General features: G+C 71.2%; 31 protein-coding genes. 11 read left to right on the forward strand and 20 right to left on the reverse strand.

Annotated features, from left to right (window positions below; translation table 11 throughout):
• Positions 1 to 91 precede the first annotated feature (91 nt).
• The 7 genes from AB0F44_RS06540 (at position 92) to AB0F44_RS06570 (ending at position 7,957) form a co-directional block, all read left to right on the forward strand.
• Positions 92 to 868 carry a hypothetical protein gene (locus tag AB0F44_RS06540; protein WP_357353783.1) on the forward strand — a complete coding sequence of 259 codons (777 nt, stop codon included), beginning with the start codon at positions 92 to 94 and terminating at the stop codon, positions 866 to 868.
• The gene (locus AB0F44_RS06545; protein ID WP_357353785.1) at positions 865 to 1,848 is read left to right on the forward strand and encodes a CocE/NonD family hydrolase; all 984 of its coding nucleotides are present in this window, start codon (positions 865 to 867) and stop codon (positions 1,846 to 1,848) included. Before AB0F44_RS06540 ends, AB0F44_RS06545 begins: the two co-directional genes overlap by 4 nt.
• Positions 1,845 to 3,242 carry a YcaO-like family protein gene (locus AB0F44_RS06550; RefSeq protein WP_357353787.1) on the forward strand — a complete coding sequence of 466 codons (1,398 nt, stop codon included), beginning with the start codon at positions 1,845 to 1,847 and terminating at the stop codon, positions 3,240 to 3,242. The genes AB0F44_RS06545 and AB0F44_RS06550 overlap by 4 nt, the downstream gene beginning before the upstream one ends.
• 14 nt (positions 3,243 to 3,256) lie before the next feature.
• Positions 3,257 to 4,249 carry a hypothetical protein gene (locus AB0F44_RS06555; protein WP_357353789.1) on the forward strand — a complete coding sequence of 331 codons (993 nt, stop codon included), beginning with the start codon at positions 3,257 to 3,259 and terminating at the stop codon, positions 4,247 to 4,249.
• Entirely contained in the window at positions 4,246 to 5,904 is a 1,659-nt protein-coding gene (locus AB0F44_RS06560) for an ATP-binding cassette domain-containing protein (RefSeq protein ID WP_357353791.1), read from the forward strand. Before AB0F44_RS06555 ends, AB0F44_RS06560 begins: the two co-directional genes overlap by 4 nt.
• A complete protein-coding gene (locus tag AB0F44_RS06565; RefSeq protein WP_357353793.1) occupies positions 5,901 to 7,595 on the forward strand; it encodes an ABC transporter ATP-binding protein in 1,695 nt (564 codons plus the stop codon). Before AB0F44_RS06560 ends, AB0F44_RS06565 begins: the two co-directional genes overlap by 4 nt.
• Before the next feature lie 83 nt (positions 7,596 to 7,678).
• A complete protein-coding gene (locus tag AB0F44_RS06570) occupies positions 7,679 to 7,957 on the forward strand; it encodes an HU family DNA-binding protein (protein ID WP_350658695.1) in 279 nt (92 codons plus the stop codon).
• A gap of 87 nt (positions 7,958 to 8,044) precedes the next feature.
• Here the strand turns inward: AB0F44_RS06570 and ykgO are convergent, their stop codons facing one another.
• The 7 genes from ykgO to AB0F44_RS06605 all read right to left on the reverse strand — a co-directional run bounded on the left by ykgO (position 8,045) and on the right by AB0F44_RS06605 (position 10,659).
• Positions 8,045 to 8,167 (reverse strand): type B 50S ribosomal protein L36, encoded by a 123-nt coding sequence (gene ykgO / locus AB0F44_RS06575; RefSeq protein ID WP_045547214.1) that lies wholly within the window; start codon positions 8,165 to 8,167, stop codon positions 8,045 to 8,047.
• A 5-nt stretch (positions 8,168 to 8,172) separates the two neighbouring features.
• The gene (gene rpsR / locus AB0F44_RS06580) at positions 8,173 to 8,409 is read right to left on the reverse strand and encodes a 30S ribosomal protein S18 (RefSeq protein WP_350839327.1); all 237 of its coding nucleotides are present in this window, start codon (positions 8,407 to 8,409) and stop codon (positions 8,173 to 8,175) included.
• A gap of 28 nt (positions 8,410 to 8,437) precedes the next feature.
• Positions 8,438 to 8,614 carry a 50S ribosomal protein L32 gene (gene rpmF / locus AB0F44_RS06585; protein ID WP_350658697.1) on the reverse strand — a complete coding sequence of 59 codons (177 nt, stop codon included), beginning with the start codon at positions 8,612 to 8,614 and terminating at the stop codon, positions 8,438 to 8,440.
• Between the two features lie 30 nt (positions 8,615 to 8,644).
• On the reverse strand, positions 8,645 to 9,136 hold the full coding sequence (locus AB0F44_RS06590) for a GTP-binding protein (RefSeq protein WP_357353796.1): 492 nt from the start codon (positions 9,134 to 9,136) through the stop codon (positions 8,645 to 8,647).
• Positions 9,133 to 9,762: a hypothetical protein gene (locus AB0F44_RS06595; RefSeq protein ID WP_357353798.1), complete on the reverse strand. Its 630-nt coding sequence runs from the start codon at positions 9,760 to 9,762 to the stop codon at positions 9,133 to 9,135. The genes AB0F44_RS06590 and AB0F44_RS06595 overlap by 4 nt, the downstream gene beginning before the upstream one ends.
• On the reverse strand, positions 9,759 to 10,022 hold the full coding sequence (locus AB0F44_RS06600; protein ID WP_357353800.1) for a type B 50S ribosomal protein L31: 264 nt from the start codon (positions 10,020 to 10,022) through the stop codon (positions 9,759 to 9,761). Before AB0F44_RS06600 ends, AB0F44_RS06595 begins: the two co-directional genes overlap by 4 nt.
• A 79-nt stretch (positions 10,023 to 10,101) precedes the next feature.
• The gene (locus AB0F44_RS06605; protein WP_357353802.1) at positions 10,102 to 10,659 is read right to left on the reverse strand and encodes an XRE family transcriptional regulator; all 558 of its coding nucleotides are present in this window, start codon (positions 10,657 to 10,659) and stop codon (positions 10,102 to 10,104) included.
• 72 nt (positions 10,660 to 10,731) lie between these two features.
• On the opposite strand from AB0F44_RS06605, the gene AB0F44_RS06610 reads away from it, so the two are divergent.
• Positions 10,732 to 12,285, forward strand: a complete 1,554-nt coding sequence (locus AB0F44_RS06610) for an SAM-dependent methyltransferase (protein WP_357353804.1) — start codon at positions 10,732 to 10,734, stop codon at positions 12,283 to 12,285.
• A gap of 25 nt (positions 12,286 to 12,310) precedes the next feature.
• On the opposite strand, the gene AB0F44_RS06615 is transcribed toward AB0F44_RS06610, so the two are convergent.
• The 5 genes from AB0F44_RS06615 to rpmB all read right to left on the reverse strand — a co-directional run bounded on the left by AB0F44_RS06615 (position 12,311) and on the right by rpmB (position 15,163).
• Positions 12,311 to 12,838, reverse strand: a complete 528-nt coding sequence (locus tag AB0F44_RS06615) for a hypothetical protein (RefSeq protein ID WP_357353806.1) — start codon at positions 12,836 to 12,838, stop codon at positions 12,311 to 12,313.
• Positions 12,839 to 12,844: 6 nt separating this feature from the next.
• On the reverse strand, positions 12,845 to 13,555 hold the full coding sequence (locus tag AB0F44_RS06620) for a TIGR03943 family protein (protein WP_357353808.1): 711 nt from the start codon (positions 13,553 to 13,555) through the stop codon (positions 12,845 to 12,847).
• The gene (locus AB0F44_RS06625; RefSeq protein WP_350658704.1) at positions 13,552 to 14,538 is read right to left on the reverse strand and encodes a permease; all 987 of its coding nucleotides are present in this window, start codon (positions 14,536 to 14,538) and stop codon (positions 13,552 to 13,554) included. The genes AB0F44_RS06620 and AB0F44_RS06625 overlap by 4 nt, the downstream gene beginning before the upstream one ends.
• An 83-nt stretch (positions 14,539 to 14,621) precedes the next feature.
• Entirely contained in the window at positions 14,622 to 14,927 is a 306-nt protein-coding gene (gene rpsN / locus AB0F44_RS06630) for a 30S ribosomal protein S14 (protein ID WP_357353810.1), read from the reverse strand.
• Positions 14,927 to 15,163: a 50S ribosomal protein L28 gene (rpmB, locus tag AB0F44_RS06635; protein ID WP_357353812.1), complete on the reverse strand. Its 237-nt coding sequence runs from the start codon at positions 15,161 to 15,163 to the stop codon at positions 14,927 to 14,929. Before rpmB ends, rpsN begins: the two co-directional genes overlap by 1 nt.
• A gap of 116 nt (positions 15,164 to 15,279) precedes the next feature.
• Between rpmB and AB0F44_RS06640 the strand changes: the two genes are divergently transcribed.
• Entirely contained in the window at positions 15,280 to 15,693 is a 414-nt protein-coding gene (locus AB0F44_RS06640; RefSeq protein ID WP_350658707.1) for a transcriptional repressor, read from the forward strand.
• Between the two features lies 1 nt (position 15,694).
• Here AB0F44_RS06640 and AB0F44_RS06645 read toward each other — a convergent pair whose 3' ends face one another.
• The 6 genes from AB0F44_RS06645 to dut all read right to left on the reverse strand — a co-directional run bounded on the left by AB0F44_RS06645 (position 15,695) and on the right by dut (position 20,064).
• Positions 15,695 to 17,131 carry a PepSY domain-containing protein gene (locus tag AB0F44_RS06645; RefSeq protein WP_357353814.1) on the reverse strand — a complete coding sequence of 479 codons (1,437 nt, stop codon included), beginning with the start codon at positions 17,129 to 17,131 and terminating at the stop codon, positions 15,695 to 15,697.
• 79 nt (positions 17,132 to 17,210) lie between these two features.
• Entirely contained in the window at positions 17,211 to 17,738 is a 528-nt protein-coding gene (locus AB0F44_RS06650; RefSeq protein ID WP_357353816.1) for a cell division protein FtsQ, read from the reverse strand.
• Positions 17,739 to 17,755: 17 nt separating this feature from the next.
• On the reverse strand, positions 17,756 to 18,505 hold the full coding sequence (locus AB0F44_RS06655; protein ID WP_357353818.1) for a DUF3159 domain-containing protein: 750 nt from the start codon (positions 18,503 to 18,505) through the stop codon (positions 17,756 to 17,758).
• 11 nt (positions 18,506 to 18,516) lie between these two features.
• The gene (locus AB0F44_RS06660; protein ID WP_350658712.1) at positions 18,517 to 18,888 is read right to left on the reverse strand and encodes an OB-fold nucleic acid binding domain-containing protein; all 372 of its coding nucleotides are present in this window, start codon (positions 18,886 to 18,888) and stop codon (positions 18,517 to 18,519) included.
• Positions 18,889 to 18,895: 7 nt separating this feature from the next.
• On the reverse strand, positions 18,896 to 19,558 hold the full coding sequence (locus tag AB0F44_RS06665; RefSeq protein ID WP_357353820.1) for a DUF3710 domain-containing protein: 663 nt from the start codon (positions 19,556 to 19,558) through the stop codon (positions 18,896 to 18,898).
• Between the two features lie 53 nt (positions 19,559 to 19,611).
• On the reverse strand, positions 19,612 to 20,064 hold the full coding sequence (gene dut / locus AB0F44_RS06670; protein WP_357353822.1) for a dUTP diphosphatase: 453 nt from the start codon (positions 20,062 to 20,064) through the stop codon (positions 19,612 to 19,614).
• A gap of 73 nt (positions 20,065 to 20,137) precedes the next feature.
• On the opposite strand from dut, the gene AB0F44_RS06675 reads away from it, so the two are divergent.
• Both AB0F44_RS06675 and AB0F44_RS06680 read left to right on the forward strand, forming a co-directional pair.
• Positions 20,138 to 20,596: a DUF3093 domain-containing protein gene (locus AB0F44_RS06675; protein WP_357353824.1), complete on the forward strand. Its 459-nt coding sequence runs from the start codon at positions 20,138 to 20,140 to the stop codon at positions 20,594 to 20,596.
• Positions 20,597 to 20,631: 35 nt separating this feature from the next.
• Entirely contained in the window at positions 20,632 to 20,946 is a 315-nt protein-coding gene (locus tag AB0F44_RS06680; protein WP_350658717.1) for a DUF4235 domain-containing protein, read from the forward strand.
• Between the two features lie 163 nt (positions 20,947 to 21,109).
• Here the strand turns inward: AB0F44_RS06680 and AB0F44_RS06685 are convergent, their stop codons facing one another.
• Positions 21,110 to 21,400: a DUF4193 domain-containing protein gene (locus AB0F44_RS06685; protein WP_040755057.1), complete on the reverse strand. Its 291-nt coding sequence runs from the start codon at positions 21,398 to 21,400 to the stop codon at positions 21,110 to 21,112.
• A gap of 265 nt (positions 21,401 to 21,665) precedes the next feature.
• Positions 21,666 to 22,523, reverse strand: coding sequence for an inositol monophosphatase family protein (locus tag AB0F44_RS06690; RefSeq protein WP_357353826.1), 858 nt, complete (start codon positions 22,521 to 22,523; stop codon positions 21,666 to 21,668).
• Between the last annotated feature and the right edge of the window lie 5 nt (positions 22,524 to 22,528).

The following is a 22,528-nucleotide window of genomic DNA, read 5'->3' on the forward strand; positions in this document are numbered from 1 at the left end:
GCCACCGTCTGATCGCGGGGGTGCCGGGCTGACGAGCCCGGCACCCCCGGCCCTGTCCGAACCATGACCACCGAGCAGCCAGGAGACCCCCATGTACCCCAGAAACGACTGGCGCCCGCTCCCCGCCGCCCGCGGCGAGGTCCGCCTCTCGACCGACATGCCGGCGCTGCGTACCGGCTCGGGCGACTTCCTCAGGCTGCACGACCTGCCCGGCCCCGGCCGGCTGTCGACCTACCGCTACCTGCTCCGGGTACGCCGCGCCGCACTGGAACGCGATCAGAGAGCCCGGGCCTCACGGTGGCCCGAGAGCCGGCGCAGCGTCCTCGTCGTCGGCCGCGGCCGACTCAGCCGCGCACTCGCCGCCGAGCTCGCGCGCTCGGGCGCCGAGGTCATCCGCGACGACGGGGCGCCTCCGCGCGCCGACGCCATCGTGGACGTATGCGAGGTTCCGCAGCGGCCGGACCCCGAGCCCGACGAGCGTCTCGAGCACCTCGCCACCGGCGGAGCCGTCCTGCTGCGCGGACGGCGCGAGGGCGGCCGGATGCTGATCTTCCCGCTCGTCGTCGACGGCAGCGAAGCGACCCCCGACCAGGTCAACCGCCGCCGGCTGGCCGCCTCCCCCGCCGCCCCCGAGCTCCACTCGTGGCTCGCAAGCGGCCACCGCGACCCACGGCCGCTGCGCCGAGCGACCTTGACCCTCACGGTCGCCCGCTGCCTGGCGATCCTCGAGGACTGGGCGGCCGACGATCCCGCGCTCGCCGAGCACCGGCGTCTGCTGCGCGTCGTCGGTGACGGCCTGCGCGAACGCACCCACACGGTCCTCGGCTTCGACGAACCGGCATCACGTCCACAGGAATCCGCGCGGTGACCGACCCGGAAGCGAGTCCCTTCCCGGTCACCACCCGCGACGGCGTCGTCCTCGGCGGCTGGCTCGTCCGCTCGGTAGGCGCCGCACGTGCCGTCGTGCTCGTGCGGACGCCGTACGACGCCCGCGCGCACCTGCCGCTGGCCAGGTCCCTGGCTCGTCAAGGTTTCGACTGCCTGGTCCAAGACGTACGCGGCCGCTACTCCTCCGCCGGCACCTGGCGGCCCTACGCCGCCGAGGCCCGTGACGGGACGGACACCGTCGACGCTCTGCACCAGCGCTGCCCCCGGACGCCGGTCGTGACCTACGGCGCCTCCTACGCCGCCCACACCGCCCTCGAGACCGCTCGGATCGATCCTCGGGTGACTCGCGTGGTCGCCGTGGTGCCGGCCCTCGGAGCGTACGAGACCGCCCACTCGGCCGACGGGATCCCGCAGCACCTCGACCGGCTCGGCTGGTGGGCGATCCACGGGTTCGCGCGCGAGGACGAGGCCGCCTTGGTCCCGCCCGTCCTACGCGCCGCAGCGGCCATCGCCGATCGCGACGGACCGATGGCGGCCGCGGCCCATCTCGGCTGGGACCCGGCGCGCCTCGACGCCTTCCGCGAGCTGTGGACCACCCCGGCACTCGATCTGCCCGACCACTTCGGCGACGTCAGCGCGCCGCTGCTGGTCGTCACGGGCGACGCCGACCCGTTCGACGCGTACGCCCGCCGGCTTGCCGCCGGATGGGGTGCCCGCTGCGGCGCGAGCAGCGCCCTCGTCAGCGGCCCTTGGGGGCACGACCTAGGCATCGGCACCACGGACCCCGCGCTGCGGGCGGCCTACGACGCTGCCGGCTCCCCCGGCCGCATGATCCTGCGCTGGCTCACCCACGCCGAGCCCGCTCCCGGACGGGAGCTCCGGCTCGATGTCGCCGCCCGGACCTGGTCCGAGCGGCGGCTTGCCACGACCGTGCCGGCAACCGAGAGAGGACACGCATGACCAGGTCAGCGATGCCACCGCTGGACGTCGAGCGTCTGGTGGACAAGGAGACCGGACTGATCCGGCGCGTGCGCGAGGTGCTGCGCCCCGAACGGGCACCGTTGCGCTACACCTCACTGACCGCCGAGGTCTCCGATGCGCGCTGGCTCGGCGACTGGCCGGCCGACCGGGTCTCGCTCGGCACCACCTTCGGCGATGTCGCGGGCGCCCGGATCGCGGCGATCGCGGAGGGAGTGGAGCGCTACTGCGGCAACTTCATCCCCGACCGGCTCGATCCCGCCGACTACCGGACCGGGACCGCGGCCGAGCTGCGGGAGCAGGGTCTTCGAGTCGACGACCTCGATGACCTCCCCCGCTGGAGCAAGGCGCAGCTCGCCCGCCCCGAATTCCCCTACCGCGCGCTCGACGACGATCTGCCGACGCTGTGGAGCCGTTGCCAGGAACAGCCGGCCGACGGCTGGGCCGACCAAGCGACCGACGTCTGGATGCCGCACGCCCTCATCGGCCTCAACTGGCGCCAGCGGCGGTTCGCCCACCTGGACCGCGTCTTCCACCTCAACTACGCCGGCATCGCCACCGGTCAGGGCGCCGCGGACGCCCACGACCGTGGTCTCCTCGAGGTCGTCGAGCGCGACGCCCTCGAGGTGTGGTGGCACCACGGCGGACCGGCCCAGGGGATCGAGACCGGCTCGGTCCCGGGGCTGAGCGCCGATCTGGAGGGAGCACCGCTCGACGTGCACGTCGTCCGGATGCCCACCGAGCTCGCACCGGCGATGGCCGCACTCGTCCGCGACCGGGAGACGGGTGTCTACGCCGCCGGCTTCTCGGCATCCACCGACCCGGTTCGGGCCGTCCGCAAGGCGGTTCTCGAGGCGGTCCACACCTGGATCTACACGCTCGGCTGCCGTGACGCCGACGGCTGGGTCTTCCAGGCCGTACGCGCCGGGCTGATGGCTCCCGGCCTCTACCTCGACCACCGCGAGGATCGCCGCTACCTGGACTCGGCAGGGCCGGACTTCGCTCGGGTCCGCGATCTCGGCGCCCATGTCCAAGTCTGGCTCGATCCCCGGGTGCACCCGCTCGCCGACCGGTTCACGGCACCCGCCCTGGGCACGGTCCCGATCTCCGAGGTGCCGGCCACCGATGTCGCCGAGGTGCGCCGCCGACTGCACGAAGGGGGCCATCGGGTCATCACCCGGGACCTCACCACACGGGATGTGGCACAGACATCGCTGCGGGTCGTACGCACCTTCGTCACCGGCATGGTGCCGAACGCTCCCGCCGCGTTTCGCTACCTCGGGATGCCGCGCTTCGCCGAGGCCGCGCGGCGGCGCGGCTGGGACCCGGTCGATCTCCACGAGCCGCTGGCCCTGTGCCCGCCGCCCCACATGTGATCCGGAAACGCGACATGACCTCGAGCGCCGCGCTCCTGGAGACCGCCTTCTCGCCCGATCTCCCGGGCGATCCGCTGCCTCCCGGGCCCCGCGAGAACCGCTGGCCCGGCGAGCCCGTCGAGATCAGCGGCACGGCGGCGACGGCCATCCACCGGCTGTGGCGGGCACGCGGTCACCATCCGCGCGCCGACGGGACCCCGACGACGATCCCGCGCCGGGCGGTCCCCTCCGCGGGTGGCTCCTACCCCGTCCAGTGGCACCTCGTGGTGCCTTCCGGCCACGCGAGGCCGCTGGGCCCAGGCCGCTACGTCTATCAACCGTCGGCCGAGACGCTCATCCGTCGCTCCGAAGCCCGAGGACCGGGCCCCGCACCGGACCATGTCGAGATCGTCCTCACGGTTCAGCCGGGACGCACCTTCGGCCGCTACCGCCACCGGGCATGGCCGCTGTGGGTCGCCGATGCGGCGTACGCGCTCGAAGCGCTTCTCCTGCTGATCCCGGATGCCTACCTGCCCGAGGACTGGTCCGACCTCGCTGCTGCCCGCCGCGCCCTCGGCCTGCCCCGAGCAGCGCAGGCCGCGTGGTGGCTCGAGCGTGGCCTCGTACCCGAGATCGCGCTCGCCCGGATCCGGCTGCCCCTCGACCCGCACCTCGATGAGGTCGCCTCCGCCGCGATCTGCTCGCGGCGCAGCCCCGCGCTAGATCGCTTCCACGAGCGCCGCGGCCAGATCCCCGGCACTCCGCCCGGCGCCGAGGCCGCGCGGCAGAGCGGACAGTCCTGGGTGCTCGGCGCCGGCCACGTCATCGGCTGGCCGCGCCCTCCGCGGCTCGACGTCACCGGCTACGCCCGGCTGTGGCATGTCCATCGCGAGGCCGCCCGGCACACCTACGCCCTGACCGCCCGTGGCCACGGCGTCCGCGCCGTCTCCGGGTTCTGCACGCGTCCGATGGCCGCGCAACCGCTGGTCCATGCCATCGCCATCCTCGAGAACGGAACCACCACATGATGGTCGACAAGCTGCTTCTGCGCACCGCGCTGCGACATCCCGGCCCTGCCGCGGCCACCGTCGGGCTTCAGGTCCTGGTGACCGCTACCTACCTTCCGCAGGCCTATGCCCTCGCCCAGGGGCTCTTCGCGGTGGTCGATCACGACGACGACCGTGCGGTCTCGGCAGCGCTGTGGATCGCCGGGATCGTGGCGGCGCGCTGGCTCCTGTCCTGGGTGCAGGCGACCGCCGCGGCGCGACTGGGTGAGGACGTACGCCTCGGGGTGCGGGACGAGGCGCTGCGGGGTGTCCTGGTCCCCGAGGCACTGCACGACCCCGGACGGCGGGACGGCGGCCTCCGGACGGCGCTCGTCGACGGGGTCGACGGGGTCGACGCGTACGTCACCCGCTACCTGCCGGCACTCGCCCAAGCACTCGTGCTGATCCCGATGGTGACCATCCTGCTGGTGCTCGTCCACCCGCTCGCCGGGCTCGCCGCCGGGTTGGCCGCGGCCGGAGCGCTGACCGCGCCCCTGCTGTGGAAGCGCCTCATGCGACGCCGGTCCGACGACCACTGGGACACCTACGAGGGCCTCGGCTCCGACCTGCTCGAGGCCCTCCGCGGGATGGCGACGCTGCGCCTGCTCGGGCGGGTCGCGGAGACCCGTGCCCGGATGGCCCGGCGGAGCGAGGAGCTGCACCGGGCGACGGTGAGGGCGATGCGTACGTCGCTGCTCGACACCGCGCTCATCGACCTCGCCGTCCAGGGCGGCACGGTCGCCGCTGCCGGGCTCGCGCTGGTCGCGAGCGTGAGCGGGACGGGGGTGCCGCCGGCCGAGCTCTACCTGGCGTTGATGCTGGTGAGCGAGGTCTTCCGGCCGATCCGGGATCTCTCCGGCGCGTGGCACGCGGGCTATCTCGGGACCTCCGCCGTCCCGGCGCTCCGCAGGCTCGGCGTTGGCGGGCACCACGACACCCCAGGAACCAACCCGGCCGAGGCAGAGCGGACCGTGTCGCCCTCGGCGGCACTCGTCCTCGACGACGTCTCCTTCTTCTACCCCGACGGGCCGCCGATCCTGGAGGGCGTCCGGGAGCGCTTCGAGCCCGGCACCGTCACCGCCGTCGTCGGCCCGAGCGGTGCCGGGAAGACCACCCTCCTCGACCTCGTCCTCACCCACCTCTCCCCCGACGGCGGCCGGGTCCTTCTCGACGGCCGCCCGGTGCGTACCTCCGATGTGGCGGTGGTCTCGCAGCGCCCCGTGCTCTTCGAGGGAACCGTCCGCGAGAACCTCCGGGTCGCCCGCCCCGACGCGAGCGAGACCGACCTGTGGGAGGCGTGCGCGGCGGCCGGCATCGAGCAGGAGGTACGCAGCCTCCCCACCGGTCTCGACACATCGATCGCCAGCGCCGGGGCGAGCCTGTCGGGTGGTCAGCGCCAGCGGATCGCGCTGGCCCGGGCGGTCCTCTCGGACCGGCCCGTCCTCCTCGCCGACGAGCCGACCAGCGCACTCGACCCGGTCGCGGCGCGCACCGTCACCGCCACGCTCGCACGGCTCTCCGTCGACCGGATCGTCATCGTCGTCGCCCACCGCGAGGAGTCGCTCGACGGGGTCGAGCGCGTCCTCGAGCTCACCCACGGCCGACTGACACCGCTGCTCGACGGGAGCCACGCATGACCGCGCCAACCACCCCCGCCCGGCCCCTCACCGGCCTGCTCCATCATCTGGGCGGCGAGCGCCGCTCCATCGTCGCCACCATCGTCCTGGTGGTCGTCAGCCAGGTCTGCCTGGGCGCGATCTCGGTGCTGCTCGCCGCGGCGGTCGGGCAGGCCGTCGTGCTCCGCAGCGCACCGCCGGGCTGGTTCTGGGCCCTCCTGGCCGGCCTGGTGATCCTCCGTGCGCTGCTGACCTGGGGAGAGATGGATGCCTCCCATGCCCTCGCGTTCCGGGTGCTCGCCCGCCTCCGGATGGCGCTCTTCGACCGCTACGCGGTCGCGTTGCCGAGCCGGCGTCGCGAGAACGTTGGCCGAGCCGCCTCGACCGCGATGGCCGACACCGAGCGCCTGGAGTTCTTCTACGCCCACACCGTGGCTCAGCTTCTCGCCGCGGCGGTCAACGCCCTACTCGGCCTGGCCCTCCTCGCTGTCGTGGAGCCCACGCTCGCGCTGGTCACCCTCACGGCGCTCGCGCTCGTGCTCTCCACGGTCCCGCTCGGCCGGCGCCGCCTGGAGACGCTCGGGCAGGAGGTCGTCGAGGCGACCGGCGCCCTCTCCGACCGAGTCGTCGACGTGCTCGGCGGCCTCCGCGAGGTGCTGGGCTACGGCATCCACGAACCGGTCCGTCGTCAGATCAGGGAGACCGGCGCCGAGGCCGCCCGGGCCGCGGGCCGGCTCGAGACCACCCATCGCGTGCTCGCCGGAGCACGTGAGGCGGCGGTGACCCTCGCCGGCGTGGGCGTGCTGGTCAGCGTCCTCGGCCGTGACGTCGCCGCCGAGCACGTCGCCGCCCTGGTCGTCCTCGCGCTCGCGACGGTCGCCCCGGTGGCCGACGCCGCGGCGACCTGCGCCCGCCTGCCCGCGCTGCGCGCGGCCGCCGCCCGGGTCGGCACCGAGCTCGCCCGCCCGTCCGTGCTCACCCGCGACACCCCGCAGGCGGCCCTACCCGAGGGACCGATCGGCCTCAGGATGAGCGAGGTGAGCTTCGGGTACGACGACCGGCGGGTGCTCGACGGGTTCGGCCTCACCATCGCGCCCGGGGAGCACGTCGGGCTTCGCGGGCCCTCAGGAGCGGGCAAGTCCACCGTCGTGGCGCTGGCCAGCCGGCTCTGGGACCCCGACACCGGCATCATCGAGCTCACCGACTCGGTCGGTGGCCACGTACCGATCTCGGATGTCGACGACGCCGCCCTCCGGGCAGCGCTGTCGACCGTCGAGCAGGACGGTGCGCTCTTCTCCGGCACCGTGCGCGAAGCGATCGCCGGTCCCGCGACGGCCGACGCCGAGATCGAGGCCATCCTCGCCCGGCTCGGCCTCGCGGACACGGTCACGGCGGAGAGCCACATCGGCGAGGGCGGCCTCCGCCTCAGCGGTGGACAGCGGGCACGACTGAGACTGGCGCGCGCCGTCCTGCAGCATCCGCGGATCCTGGTGCTCGACGAGCCCACCGCCGACCTCGACGAGGCCTCCGCGCGGCAGGTCACCGACCTGCTCGGCACCCTTCCGGCCACGATGCTGGTCGTCTCCCACCGCCCGCAGACTCTCGCCGGGATGGACCGAGTGGTCGAGATGAGCTCTCGCGAGGCCTCAGAAGGCAGCTCGAACCCCCGCAGAGCCCGTAACCACGCGGAACACGCCGCGCGTGAACGTTGAAGATCCCCAGGTCTGGCCTACGCTGGCGACGAGCCGCATCTCGTCAACCTTTGCGGCTCAGATCAACGATTTAAGGAGATCGCATGAACCGCACCGACCTGGTGAGCGAAATCGCCAAGCAGGCCGAGATCACCCAGACGCAGGCCTCCGCCGCCCTGGGTGCTGCCATCGAGGCGATCAGCGCGGCCGTTGCCAACGGCGACAAGGTCACGCTGCCCGGCTTCGGTACGTTCGAGTCGCGCGAGCGCTCGGCTCGCACCGGCCGCAACCCGCAGACCGGCGCCGAGATCAACATCCCGGCCTCGAAGGGCCCGGCGTTCAAGGCCGGCTCCGCCTTCAAGGAGCGGGTCGCCAAGGGCTGAGTCCCCTGGACACCTAAAAGAAGGAAGGGCCGGGTCGTCATGACCCGGCCCTTCCTTTGTTTTCTCGGCTGTCTTCGTTCGGCTGCCTCAGCCCTGGCGCGCCTTGAGGCGCGGGTTGAGCTTGTTGATCACGTAGACCCGGCCGCGGCGGCGTACGACCTGGGAGCCGGGCTGGTTCTTCAGCGACCGGATGGAGTTGACGACCTTCATGGCGACTATCCCTTCGTGCTCGTGTAGGGCAGCAGCGCGACCTCGCGGGCGTTCTTGATCGCCTTGGTCACAGCGCGCTGCTGCTGCGGGGTGAGTCCGGTGACGCGGCGCGAGCGGATCTTGCCGCGATCGGAGATGAACGTACGCAGCAGCTGCACGTCCTTGTAGTCGACGTAGGTCACGTCCGGCGCCAGCTGCGGCTTGCGCCGCTTGCGGACAGGGGACGGCGGTCGTTTGGGCATCGGTTCGGCTTCCTTTCAGCAGAGGCTCTCAGCGGAGCTTGGCGGGGTCGACGTAGCCGCGCTGGACCGCGCGGACCAGGCGACGAGGCACGTCATAGCTCTGGCCGTCGACGGTGACCGGCACGAGGGCGACGGGGGTCGCCTTCCAGCTCGACCGGCGGTGGCGGGTGTTGCTGCGCGACATCTTGCGCTTGGGTACGGCCATGGCGGCCTCCTTCGGGGTGGTGGATGCGATTCAGGCGGCGCGGCCGATGGGGCCGAGCCAGTCCTCGAGTCCGTCCCAGGACTCCTCCCAGAACTGGCCGCGCTGGGCGATCTCCTGGTCGGTGAGCAGGGCGCGCTCGAAGGCTCGCGGGATCTCGTCGGCCTCGTCGTCGATGCCGATCACGACGATCCGGGTGAGCCGCTCGGTGCGACCCCATTTCTGCGTCGAGCCCACGCTCGCCTGACCACCGGCCCCGTCCCAGACACAGATGTCGTCGGGACGGGTCGGCACCCAGAAGCAGCCGCGCGAGCGGCGGGGGCCACCGCCGAGACGCTCCAGCTCCTCCTGGAACCGGACCGGGTGGATCGGGCGCTCCGAACGCAGGTCGAGCCGCCAGGCGCCCCCCTCGGGCAGCGGCGGCAGCGCGTTGCGGCGCACCTCCGCGACCCAGGCCTCGACCGCGTGGTGGCGGTGCACGCCGGCGACCAGGCCGGCGGCGTCCAGGAGCGAGGGGTCGGTCACCACGGGCGTACCCGGCCGGGCGAGCGTGGCGACCAGCGACTCCTCCTCGGGATCAGGGACCTCGGTGATGCTGACGACGTCGGCGTACTCGACGATCGCGCTGGCGACCTCGGCGACGCCGCGGCGGTCGTCCTCGGAGGTGGCCAGCCGCGCTCGTCGAGGAGGTCTGGGCCGAGCAGGTCCTCGGCGACGGTCGCGCCCTCGAGCGCCGCGACGACAGCGGCGATCGAGATGTGTGGCGCCATGCGAGGAGCCCAGGCGAGCACCCGGCAGACCTGGATCGCCTCGGCGGCGACCGGCAGGCAGGCCACGATGCTCCCCCAACGGCCCTGGGCGGCGAGGCGCTCGAGCGTCGGCACGATGTCCTCGCGGATCGCGCAGGCGACGCAGGCGTGGGCGAGGTTGATCTCCTCGTGCTCGATCACGCCGGTCAGGTCACTGACGACGCGGGTGAGGAGCTGGCGCTCGGGGTCGATGATGTGCCGCACCATGACCGCGTCGGGGAGGCCGAACTGGAGCGAGATGGTCGCCGAGAGCATCGCGCTCTCCGCGACCCCGCTCACTAGGATCACCGGCACCTTCGGGCGGGAGAGTTTGCGGGGAGACCGCGGCCGCGGGGTGCTCATCGACCACGCCCGTACCGGCGCTTGAACCGCTCGACCCGTCCCTCGGTGTCGACGACGCGGCCGCGTCCGGTCCAGAACGGGTGACTGGCGCTGGAGACGTCGATGTCGACGACCGGGTAGGTCTCGCCGTTCTCCCAGGTGACGCGCTCGTGGTCGTCGGCGAGACGCTCGAGGATCGTCGACTGCATCAGGAAGAGCTTGTCCGCCGAGCGGTCGCGGAAGACGACCGGCCCGGAGACGGGGTGGATGCCTTGCTTCATGGGGACCTCCCGCTGTGGTTAATGATAACGGTTCTCATTCTACACACAGGACCACGCTCTACTCATATCGAGGCGAGACTCACCCGTCGGCGGTGTGGGTGTGCATGCGTACGCCGTCGCTGTTGAAGATGCTCAGCACCTGCGCCGGGCGCGACCCGGTCGCGAAGATCGCGTGCGGCACCCGGGTGTCGAACTCGGCAGCCTCACCGCGGGTCAGCACCAGGTCGCGGTCGCCCAGCAGCAGCCGCAGCTTGCCGGAGATGACGTAGAGCCACTCATAGCCGTCATGGACCCGCGGCTCCGGCACCTCGGTCACCGGCTCGTAGGTGATCTTGAAGGTGTTGACCGGCGAGCCCTCGGGAGTCAGCGGCGCGATCTCCATGCCGTCACGGCGGATCACCGGCCGGCGCACCCGCGGATCCGGGACCGACGGCGTCACCAGACTGTCGAGACCCACGCCGAGGTGGCGGGTCAACGGGATCAGCAGCTCCAGGCTCGCCTGCCGCTTGCCCGACTCGAGCCGGGACAGCGTGCTCGGCGACATCTCCGCCATCGCGGCCAGCTGATCCAAGGTCCATCCCTTGCTGTGCCGGATCGCCCGAATCCGCGGCCCGACCTGCTTGAGCTCGTCGATCATGTGCTCCATCTCCCATTTGCCATTTCCGCAAGAACCCTTGCCGTTCCTTCATTGTGCCACTGAACTGGTGGCATGACCGAACACACCGAACACTTCGACGCAATCGTCATCGGCGGCGGTGCCGCCGGACTATCCGCTGCCCTCATGCTCGGCCGCTCCCGCCGCCGGACCCTCGTGATCGACTCAGGCCTCCCCCGCAACCGCTTCGCGGCGCACATGCACGGCGTCCTCGGCCATGAGGGCATCGATCCCGCGGAGCTGCTGCGCAAGGGACGCGAGGAGCTGGCGACGTACGACGTCGGGATCCGTCCCGGGCGCGTCGCCCGCCTCGACGAGACCGAGCAGGGCGTGAGCGTCCTCTTGGAGGACGGCGAGCGACTCACCGGCCGGATCGCGATCGTCGCCACCGGCGTCTCCGACGATCTCCCCGACGTCCCCGGACTGGCCGAACGCTGGGGCGCCAGCGTCCTGCACTGCCCCTACTGCCACGGCTGGGAGGTACGCGACCGGCGGATCGGGGTTCTGACCACCTCGCCGCTCGGGATGCACCAGGCGCAGCTCATCCGGCAGTGGAGCGACGACGTCGTCGTCTTCACCGCCGGGCTCGGCCCGCTCGAGGAGGCCGACGAGCAGCGGCTGCTGTCGCGCGGGGTCACCCTCGTGACCTCGCCGGTCACCGAGGTCCTCGGCGAGGGCGACGAGGTCACCGCGGTGCGCACGGCCGACGGGAAGCTCACCGAGGTCGGTGCGATCTTCACCGCCGGCACCCTGCGCCCGCACGACGGCTTCCTGACCCACCTCGGCCTCGACCGGGCCGACTCACCGGTCGGCAGCTTCCTCGCCGTCGATGCGACCGGCAAGACCAGCAGCGACCGGATCTGGGCGGTCGGCAACGTCTCGAACCCGATGGCCAACGTCCCGATCAGCATGAGCGCCGGCACCATGGCCGGGAGCGTCGTCAACATGACCCTGGTCACCGACGACTTCGACCGCGCCCAGGCCGGGCCCGCTGCGGTGGACTTCTGGCAGGAGAGGTACGCCGGCAGCGACCGGATCTGGTCCGGCAAGGTCAACAAGGTGCTCGGTGACATCGCCTCCCGCCTCGAGCCCGGTACAGCGCTCGACCTGGGCTCCGGGGAGGGCGGCGACGTCATCTGGCTGGCGCAGCAGGGCTGGCGAGCCACCGGCATCGACATCTCCGAGAACGCCGTCGCGCGGGGACGCGAGGCCGCGCGGGCTGCCGGGCTGACCGAGGAGCAGGCGAGGTTCGTCGCCTCCGACCTCTCCTCGCTCTCCGACCTCGACGGGAGCTACGACCTGGTCACCGCCAGCTTCTTCCACTCCCCCGTCGAGCTGCCGCGCACCGACATCCTGCGTCGCGCGGCCGAGCTGGTGAGCCCCGGCGGGCACCTTCTGGTCACCTCCCACGCGGCCGCACCGCCGTGGGCCGACGCCGCCGCGCACGAGCACCACTTCCTCGACGCCAAGGAGGAGCTGGCCGAGCTCGACCTGCCCGAGGAGAGCTGGGAGACGGTCGTCCTCGATCACCGGCACCGTCCCGTGACCACCCCGTCCGGCGAGGACTCCACCCTCGAGGACGCCGTGGTCCTGCTCCGTCGCCGGTGATCGCCAGGTGGGCGTCAGTCGGGCGTCAGGCGGCGCCGCAGCTCTCGGTGAGGAACTCGCCGAGCCGCTCGTAGGCGAGGTTCTGGGCCTCGCTGCGCTCCAGCGGGTCCTCGCCGCGGCCGGTGCGCAGGGCGTCCTCGATCATCATCCGCACGCCCTCGAAAGCGGCCGCCGGCGTACCTTCGGGGACGCCCATCGACTGCAGGCTCGTCGCCGCCAGACCCAGCGCGGTCTCGTTCTCGTCGTTCGGGGTGGACATCTGCGTCGCGTGGGCGTTCGCCATGGTCTGTACGGCGCCACAGAACTCCTCCAGGGACGCGACCGGCCCGGCGGCGACCGGAGCGGCCGACGAGGCCGCACCCGAGGGGGTGGATGCTGCCGGGGCGTCTCCACCGCCGAGGTCGCGGGTGAGCACCACGACGCCGATCGCGACCGCGATGAGCACGCCGATGATCAGCGCACGCGGCGGGTGCGGAAGCCGGTCGCGCCAGGTCGGCTCACGCTGCGCCTCGGCCCGGCGGGCGGGGTTGCCGGAGCGTCTCGGATCAGCCATCGGTGCTCACTGGTAGGTGTTGGCCGGCGCCTCGCGCGGCTCGACGGAGGCGGCCTCGATGGCCGTCTCCGACTTGCCGCCCGGCGCGGTGCCCTCGACCCAGCGACCGGTGACCGCGACCCACGAGTCGCGCTCTGGCGCGTCGTCGTAGTCCTCCACCCGCACCCGCGAGGCGCTCGCGTCGGCGGCACAGCAGGCGATGGCGATGCGAGTGACGTACCAGTTGCCGTTCTCGTCGGTGCTGACGAAGCCGGTCAGGCGTACGTCGCGGTCCTTGATCGTCGAGCCGTCCTCGACCCCGGCCCGCCACATGAACTCGGCGACCTCCACGTCCACCGGCCCATCGGAGGCGGGCAGCGGCAGGATCTCGGCATCGGGGGCCGCCGCGACCGGGTCGTCGGCACGCCGCTCGGCGAGGTAGGCGCCCAGGGACGGCGGGCTGGCGACGAAGACGATCACGCCGGGGATGATCGCCAGCCAGGTCATCGCCGGGACCTTGTGGCCGTGGTCATGACCTTCGTGGTCGTCGCCGTCGTGCTCGCCCGACGCGGGACGCAGCAGCATCCACACCGTCAGCCCGAGCAGGACCACGCCGGTGGCGACCAGCGGCCACTTCATCCAGCCGGTGACGTACCTCAGATAGCCGTCGCCGAGCGAGAGCCGCAGCAGGACGGCGCCGAGGAAACCGACGACGAGAGCCTGGGTAGTACGAGTCACAGCAGCCACCATCCGATGCCGACGGCGGAGGCGACCGCCGTGATGATCACCAAGGGTACGAAGCGAAGTGCGAAGCCCATGCCGAACTGGCCGGCCTCCATCGAGGCGAGCTTGATGTCCATCGCGGGGCCGACGACGAGGAAGACCAGCTTCGCGGTGTCGGAGAAGGCGGTGAACGAGGCCGCGACGAAGGCGTCGGACTCCGAGCAGAGCGCCACGATGAACGCGAACAGCGCGAGGGTGGCGATCCCCAGCACCGCCTGACCGGCGACGGTGTTGACCACCGAGCGGGGTACGAAGGTGTTGACCGCCGCGGCCAGCATGGCGCCCAGCACCAGGAAGCCGGAGGCGTGCAGGAAGTCATGGCTGACGTTGCCGAGGAACGACCGCTCGTGGGCGTGCTGGTCGCGGCCCAGGTTGGTCAGCCGCTCGAGCAGCAGCTTGCCGCGGGCGAGCATGATCCAGCCGACCGCGACGGCAGTGATCATCGAGGCCAGGAACCTGGCCAGCACCATCACCGGCTGGCCGGGGAAGGCGACCGCGGTCGAGACGAGCACCGCCGGGTTGACCGCGGGCGCGGCCAGCATGAACGTCAGCGCCACCGCGGGCGCGACCCCACGGCGGATCAGCGAGTTGGTCACCGGCACCGCGGCGCACTCGCAGCCCGGCAGCCCGATCCCGGCCAGGCCGGCGACCGGGACGCCGAGCACGGGGCTCTTGGGCACGATCTTGCTCAGCGCCTTCTCCGAGAGGAAGGTCGAGATGACGGCGCTGAGCAGCACGCCACCGAGCAGGAACGGAGCCGACTGCACCACGATGGCGACGAAGATCGTGCCCCAGGTGTTGAACAGGTCATGGTCGAGCAGCGGCAGCAGCCAGCGCTGGGAGAGCAGGATGACGAGCAGGACGATCGCCACGACCTCTGTCTGCCCCAGCCGGAACCCGGACTTCTCGGCCGCCCGCACCGGGGTCTTCGTACTCATGGTGCGAGTGTTTAGCACAGCTCGATGACGCCTGGGTAGCGCCCCGCCGGTTCGGAATGGTTCCGGTTAGGGTTTTGTCGAGGTCACCAGCTGGACTTGGTGATCCCCGGCAGATGCCCCTTGTGCGCGAGCTCGCGGAACCGGATCCGGGACACCCCGGCCTTGCGCAGATAGCCCCGCGGCCGGCCGTCGACCTGGTCACGGTTGCGCAGGCGTACGGGTGAGGAGTCGCGCGGGAAGCGGGACAGGGCACGGACGGCCTCGGCCTGCTCGGCAGAGCCCGGCTCGGCGGCGCGGATGCGCTCCTTGATCTCGGCCCGGCGTGCCGCGTACCTCGCCACGATCTCGCGACGCTTGGCCTCAGCGGCGATCTTGGACTTCTTGGCCATCAGACCTTCTCCCCTCGGGCGCGCATCTCGGCGACGACGGCGTCGATGCCGCGTACGTCGATCCGCTTGATCGCGTTGGTGCTGAGCCGCAGCGTGACCTTCCGGCCCAGGCTGGGGACGTAGTAGGTCTTCTTCTGCAGGTTCACCTCCCAGCGTCGCCGGGTCGCCTTCTTAGACCAGGGGCGGTTGTTGCCGAAGCCGGGGCGGGCTCCGGTGACCTGACACGTGCGTGACATGGCAGCCTTTCGTCTTATTGGGAATCGTTCCCAGTATGACATAGGCGTCTCGTCGCGTGTCATCGACGGCCCTGCTGGACACGGGATCCATACCGATACCGACTAACATGTCGTTCATGGCACCAACCCAGCAGGTCAAGCGGCGCGCAACCAACCAGGGCGCCGCGGTGAAGGAGGCTCTCGCCGCCGAGGACACCTTCCGCAGCGCCCAGGACGTGTACGCCACGCTGCGAGCCAACGGCGAGAAGATCGGCCTCTCGACGGTCTACCGCCACCTGCAGATCTTCGTCGACGACGGACTCGCCGACGTGATCCACAAGCCCGACGGTGAGTCCACCTACCGGCTGTGCGGCGACGCCTCCACGACCCATCATCACCACCTGGTGTGCCGCAGTTGCGGCAAGGCCGTGGAGATCGAGGGCCCCGCCGTGGAGACCTGGGCCGACAAGGTGGCGGCGCAGAACGGCTTCACCGACGTCAACCACACCGTGGAGATCTTCGGCCTCTGCGCGACCTGCGCCGCCGCCTGACTCAGCTGCGCCGACGCACCGCGCCCAGCGCGGCGTCGACCACCAGGAAGGCGACCAGGCTGATCCCCAGCATCGGGACGAACCAGCCAACCACACCGGTGACCGCGACAAGGGCCACGAGTGCCGGCCAGGGCAGACGGCGCCATGCCCCGCGCGGCGCGGGCCGACCGAACCGCAGGCCCTCGGCGCCACGTGGCCGCCGTAGCCACCACATCCGGTAGCCGAGCACGGTCATCACGATCAGGCCGATCGCCAGCGCCGCCAGCGCCAGCTGGTTGACGATGCCGAACAGGATGCCCATGTGGGCGCCGATGACCCAGTCGGTCAGCTTGGCCATGACCGGCCAGTCGGCGAAGTCGACCCGGTCCAGCATCTCGCCGGTAGCGGGGTCGACGCTGATCGCGTCGTACCTGGTCGGCCAGTCGCGCTTGTTCTCCGCCGCCGTCCACGCGCTGGCGCCGTCGGCCGGCGGAACCAGGTAGAGCGGATCGCCCAGCCCGGCCTCCCGCGCGGTGGCGAGGACTCCGTCGACACCGACCCCGTCGGAGAAGACCGCATCCGGGTCCTCGACGCCCCCCGCCGGCCCCGACGAGCCGTGATGCGCGTGCTCGTCCGCCGCGCCGCCGGTGTGCAGCGAGGTCGCCGGCGTGGGCTCGGTCCACGACAGCGCGGTACGCACCTCGCCGATGTTCGCACCAGCGAAGCGTGACCAGGTCAGCCCGGAGACCGACAGCGCGAGTACGCCCAGCAGGACCCACACGCCGATGACGGCGTGCCACGACATCACCCGGGAACGTCCGGTGGCCGCCAGGTCGGGCGTGACCAGCCGGCGCGCCCGCCGGTCACGGCGGCCCTTGCCGAGCCACAGCATCAGCCCGCCGAGGGCCACCACCCACAGCCAGCTCGCGGCGAGCTCGCTGTAGTGGCGCCCGACGGCGCCCAGGTGGAGGTTGCGGTGCAGCTCGTCGAGCCACGCCCGGAACCCGAGCCACTGTCCGTAGCTGCGTACCTGCCCCTCCACGCCGGCGGTGTAGGGGTTGACGAAGACCGACATGGCGTAGTCGTCGGGCACCGTCTCGTCGGTGAAGACCACCCGGGTGCTGCGGTCGGCGGCGGGCGGCACGTCGACGCGGAGGATGTCGCCGTTGGAGTGGCTCGCCCGGGCAGCGGCGACCTGCTCGGCGAGCGTCACCCGATCTCCTGACGGGGTCACGTGGGTCAGGTCGTGGTAGGCGATCTGCTCGACCTGCGGGGCGATCGTGTAGAGCAGCCCGGTCACCGAGGCGACCAGAATGAACGGGGCGACCAGCACTCCGGCGTAGAAGTGCAGCCGCAGCACGAGCGGGCGGACCGCGGGCCACCAGCCCGGCCTGGCGTGGCGCTCCTCTGTCTGTGGCTCGGCCGGCGGCGCGGTCTGGAACTGGGTCGGAACGGACATTCGAGGTTTCTCTTCTCGCGAGTTTTCGGGTACGCAAGACAGCCACCGGGACTCACCCGGTGGTGCTCGCAGAGGGATCTCAGAGGCCGGCCGGCCTCGGCGGTCCCCTTCGCGGAGAGACATCGGCCCACAGGACCGGTCGCGGGACGATCTGGCACACCTCGGCGAGGAGGCGGCCGACAGCTGCGATTCGCGGCCTCGGGAGGCTGCGTACGGCCACAGCGAGCGCCCTGCGGTGCAGCACCCAGACGACGACCGAGAGCACCGCGGCGCAGGCGTGGGCCAGGAGCATCGCGACGCCGTCGGCGGAGCCGAGTGAGGTGCCGACAGCGTGATGGTGCTCGGCGCCGGGCGCTGCGGCGAACGCCACGAAGACCTCGTGGAGACCCAGCTGGGACAACCCGGCCAGAGCAGCACCGGCGAGGAGCCCGACCCGGCGTTGCAGCACCACGACGCCGATGCCGAAGACCGCCACGGCCGCCGCAGCGAGCCAGCCGACGCTAGGCAACGTGCCGCCCGCGGCCAGGTGGGCCAGGGCCGCGCCGGTCATGATCTCGAGGGTGGCGAGCAGGGAGAGCCACACGCTTCCGCGTGTCGGCTTCACCACCCGGAGCTCCATCCGGCTCAGGCGTCCTGGGGGCGGCCCTGGACCGGCGTGTGGTTGCGGGCGAGGAGCCAGATCATGGTGCCGTAGCAGGCGATCCGGAGCACCCAGCCGAGGCCGGTGCGGAGGATGCCGAGGGCGAGGATCGCCCAGTCGCGGTCGATCGTGCCGCTCCAGGCCAGGAACCAGATCGGGCCTTGGATGGCCGCGCCGATCGCTCCGGGAGCCAGAAAGAGCCAGGTCAGCCGCGAGCACAGCTTCACGATCTGCTTGTCCTGGTGCCACTCGAGCGGATCGCCGCTGGCGACGCCGATGAAGAAGCCGAAGATCGGCCAGCCGATCAGGCACAGGCCGCCGACCACGACGGTGTAGCCGAGGCTGATCAGGATGCCGGGCAGGAAGTAGGCCAGCGCCTGCTCCTCGGCCGTGCCGCCCATCGACTGGGCCAGCCGCACCACCGCGAAGCCGATGAGGATGCCGAAGATGGCGTTGCCGACGTACTGCAGGCTCGAGCGCTGCACGAGCCGGACCGCCAGGAAGACCGCCGCGGTCGCGGCCGAGGCGATCAGGGCGACCTTGAGGTCCTTGACCACCAGCCAGGCGATGGTGAAGACCAGCCCGGGTACGCCGGCCTCGAGCATCCCGCGCACACCGCCCAGTCCGGCGGACATCTGGCGGCGTACGACCGCCTCGACGGTGTCGACCGTCGGATGGTTGTGGTCGTGCTCGCCCTGGCCGTCGTCGGCAGGGGTCTCAGAGGTGGGGCTCACGTGTGGTTGGCTCACTCGTTGGGGTCCGGTATCAGCTCGTAGCGGGGGTTGAACATGATGCGCTGGCCATCGGTGCGGCCGATGCGGCCCTGCACCTGCAGGGACCGGCCCGGGCTGATCCCGGCGATGCGCCGGCGTCCCAGCCAGATCAGGGTCAGGGTGCCGGAGCCGTCGAACAGGTCGGCCTCCAGCGCGGGGACGCCGCCGCGCGGTCGTAGCGTGATCGTACGCAACGTCCCCCGCAGTCGCACCGGCTCGCGGTCGGGTGCGTCGGCGATGGAGGCGAAGTCCTTGGCGACGTAGGCGGCCCGGATCTCGCTCGCGTCGATCGAGCCGGTGTTGGCCCACTCACTCAGCTTCGCGCGCAGCCGACCCTTGGACACTACTGGCTCACTTCTCGACGCGGCGCGCGTTGGGCGGCAGCTTCACCTCGAGCGCCTCGCCCTTCGGCTTGGCCCCCTCACCGCGGCGAACGACGACTCGCTCCAGGAGCTTCTCCCACTCCTTGCCTGCGGTCGGCTCCATCGCGGGGCGGCCCATCATGGTGGCCCGCAGCATCCAGCGCGGGCCGTTGACGCCGATGATGCGAGTCTGCTGGACGGCCGGCTGGCCGTCGGGCAGCTTGACCTTCATCTGGGTGATCAGCTCGGTGCCCCACGGGCCCTCCAGGTCGGCGGTCGCACCGCCGCGCTGCTGGACGTCCTCGCGCAGCATCGGCAGCGACTCGGTCCACAGGTCGCCGTTGCGGGGCGCGGCGAAGGCACGCAGCTCCATGGCGCCGTCCTCGGCGGTCAGCATCACGGCCGCGATCTGCCCGGACTTCTCGTCCACCTGCAGGCGCAGCTCCTTGCCCGGCGCCGGCGCGAGCATCATCGAACCGAGATCCACCCAGTCGCCGGTGATCAGCCCGTCCGGAGCGGAGTCGATGTCGAACGGCCCGACCTCAGGAGCTGCCGGCACCGGCCGCTCGGGGGCCATCGGCCCGTCAGTGACCGGTGCAGATGGCTCTCCCCGGTGGGAGGGCGTGGACTTGCGGCGGAACTTCACGACCATCTGCTTTCAGGTTTGCGGTGAGTCTCTGAGGAGACTTATCTAACACTGATCCCTCAGCGCTTGGAGAAGCCCCCGGTAGAACCGTATCCCCCATCGCCACGAACTGAGTCGGGCAACTCGGAGACCTCGACGAAACGAGCCTGCTCGACGCGCTGGATGACCAGCTGGGCGATCCGGTCGCCGCGGCGCAGCTCGATCGCCTCGACGGGGTCGAGGTTGATCAGTGCCACCTTCACCTCGCCGCGGTAGCCGGCGTCCACGGTGCCGGGAGCGTTGACGATGGACAGCCCGTGCTTGGCGGCCAGCCCGGAGCGCGGGTGCACCAGGCCGACGTACCCCTCGGGCAGCGCCATCGCGATCCCGGTCGGCACCAGGGCGCGCTCCCCCGGTTTCAGGCTCACGTCCACGGTCGTCCGCAGGTCGGCTCCGGCATCGCCCGGGTGGGCGTAGGCGGGCGGCGGCAGCTCGGCGTCGAGACGGACCAGGGCTACTTCGAGATCAGACACAACCCGCACCTTAGATGCTGTGAGGCTCACCCGATTCGTGACTCCCTTGACCGACGTGAAAAACTCACGATTCGTGAGCACCCCGGCGTACGACGAGCGACTGACCGTGCCGCTGCGGTGGTGGGTCCAGGGCGTCATGTTCCTGGCGACCCTGTGGATCGCGGTCATCCTGTGGGTTCCGGCCGCGCTCGCCTGGGGCATCACCGCCGCGATCGTCGGCCTGTTCGCGCTGGCCATGATCGTCTACGGCAACGCCAAGATCACGATCGCCGACGGCGTCCTGCGCGCCGGGCCCGCCCGGATCGAGGCGCGCTTCCTTGGCGAGGCCGTCGCGCTCGACGAGACCGAGGCGCATCATCTGGCCGGTCGTGACGCCGATGCCAGGGCGTACCTGCTTCTTCGCCCCTACCTCAAGCGCGCGGTGCGGGTCACCATCGAAGACCCGGCAGACCCGGCGCCCTACTGGCTGCTCTTCACCCGGCACCCGGTGGCTCTCGCCAAGACGGTCAACGCACTCCGAGCGAGTCTCTGAGCGGCAACCTCCCGGCCATGGCCTAGGCTCGAGGTATGTCCAAGTCCACCAAGGCTGACAAAGCCGACAAGGCTGACAAGGTCTGGGCGATCATGGCCCTCGTCAGCGGAATCGGGGCCGCCAAGGTCACCAACAAGGTCCTCTCCTCCGGCTGGAAGGCGTCCACCGGACGCAAGCCTCCGGCCAACCCCGCCGACCCCGACGTACGCCTCCTGGAGGCCGTGCTCTGGTCGGCTGCGACCGGCGCCACCGTTGCGCTCGCGCGGATGTTCGCCCAGCGCCGCGCGGCCAACTACTACGTGAAGTCGGTCGGTCGGTTGCCCAAGCAGCTGGAGAAGGACGGGTCCTGAGTCAGCAGATCCTGAGATAGCAAAGAAGGCCGTACGGAATCCGTGCGGCCTTCTCCCCTTTTGCCCGGCTTGCGTCGGGCTTTCCGCCGAGTCGGCGCGTTTGCACAGAGCGCTTGCTAGCGCAAGCTATGCAAACCCGCCGACTCGGCGGCTTTTGACTGTGCTACGCACAGTCAAAGCAAATCATCTTCTTTTCGTCAGCCAGCTGGCTGCGGTGGTGAACCAGGAAGCAGCTCATACAGGTGAACTCGTCCTCCTGCTTCGGCTTGACCTCGACCGCGAGCTCCTCATGGCTGAGGTCGGCTCCCGGGAGCTCGAACGACTCAGCCGCCTCGGCCTCGTCCTCGTCAACCTTGCCCGAGTTCTTGTCGTGACGACGAGCCTTGAGCTCTTCGATGCTCTCCTCGGACTGGTCCTCTTCATTTTTACGCGGTGCGTCGTAGTCCGTCGCCATATGCGCCACTCCCCTTCTCACTCATCTTCAGTCCCCCCGCGCGCCCCCGAGGGCAGCGGCACGGCCCGTGATTGTGCACCATCAATGCGGATTTCGCACACTCAACCGGATCCGCGTCGCCGAAACGTTCTGTCATCTGGCGGTATTCCCTATCACGGGGATAGATGAGCAGTGAGTTTCGGGTGGGTGAACGCGGCTGTACCGACGGGGCTCCGGGACCTTCCCGGCCCCCGGCCGGTCATAGATCTACATCAACCAGCGGCTTTCAGTCGGGTACGACACCCGGGAGCGAGTCAACTGGCAGAAAACCGGCCTGAACAGCCGCTTTCCGTAGTTCATCGTAGCCGTGGGCTGGTGCGACGATCACGAACCGGCGACCGCCGACCCCGGTCGTCGCCTCCCATCGAGCACCGGCGGCCTCCGCCACCAGGCCGGCCGCGGCATGGTCCCACAGATGCAGCCCCTCCTCGAGGTAGCCGTCGAGGGTTCCCTCGGCCACCCCGCAGATGTCCAGGGCCGCCGAACCAATGCGACGAACGTCACGTACGACGGGAAGCAGCCGCACCAGCGCCTCGGCCTGAACCCGGCGGAGCTCAGCATCGTAGGAGAAGCCGGTGGCGATCAGCCGCTGCCCGAGCTCGGCGGGCTGACGTACGCCGATGGGCTCGCCGTTCTTGACCGCGGCGACCGATCCGTCGGGCTGCCGGAAGGCGGCGTAGAGGGTGCCGCGGGGCACGTCGACGACCGCGCCGGCGACGACCTCGCCGGCGTACTCGGCTGCGATCGAGACCGCGTAGCTCGGCAGACCGTAGAGGAAGTTGACGGTGCCGTCGATCGGGTCGACGATCCAGCGGACGCCGCTGGTGCCCAGCGTCTCCTCGCCCTCCTCCCCGAAGAAGGCGTCCTCCGGACGCTCCTGGGAGATCAGCCGCCGGATCAACGCCTCGGTGTCCCGGTCGGCCTCGGTGACCACATCGGTCGCGGTGGACTTGGTGGCCGCCACCTCGACCACGCCTGCGGCCCGCTCACGGACGAGATCGGCGGCCGCGCGGGCAGTCGCCACCGCGAGCGCGAGCAGGTCTCCGGGCTTGGGTGCGGGCGGGGACGCTGGATGCTCTGTCATGGGGC

Source organism: Nocardioides sp. NPDC023903 (genome assembly GCF_040639295.1).
Classification (GTDB): Bacteria; Actinomycetota; Actinomycetes; order Propionibacteriales; family Nocardioidaceae; genus Nocardioides.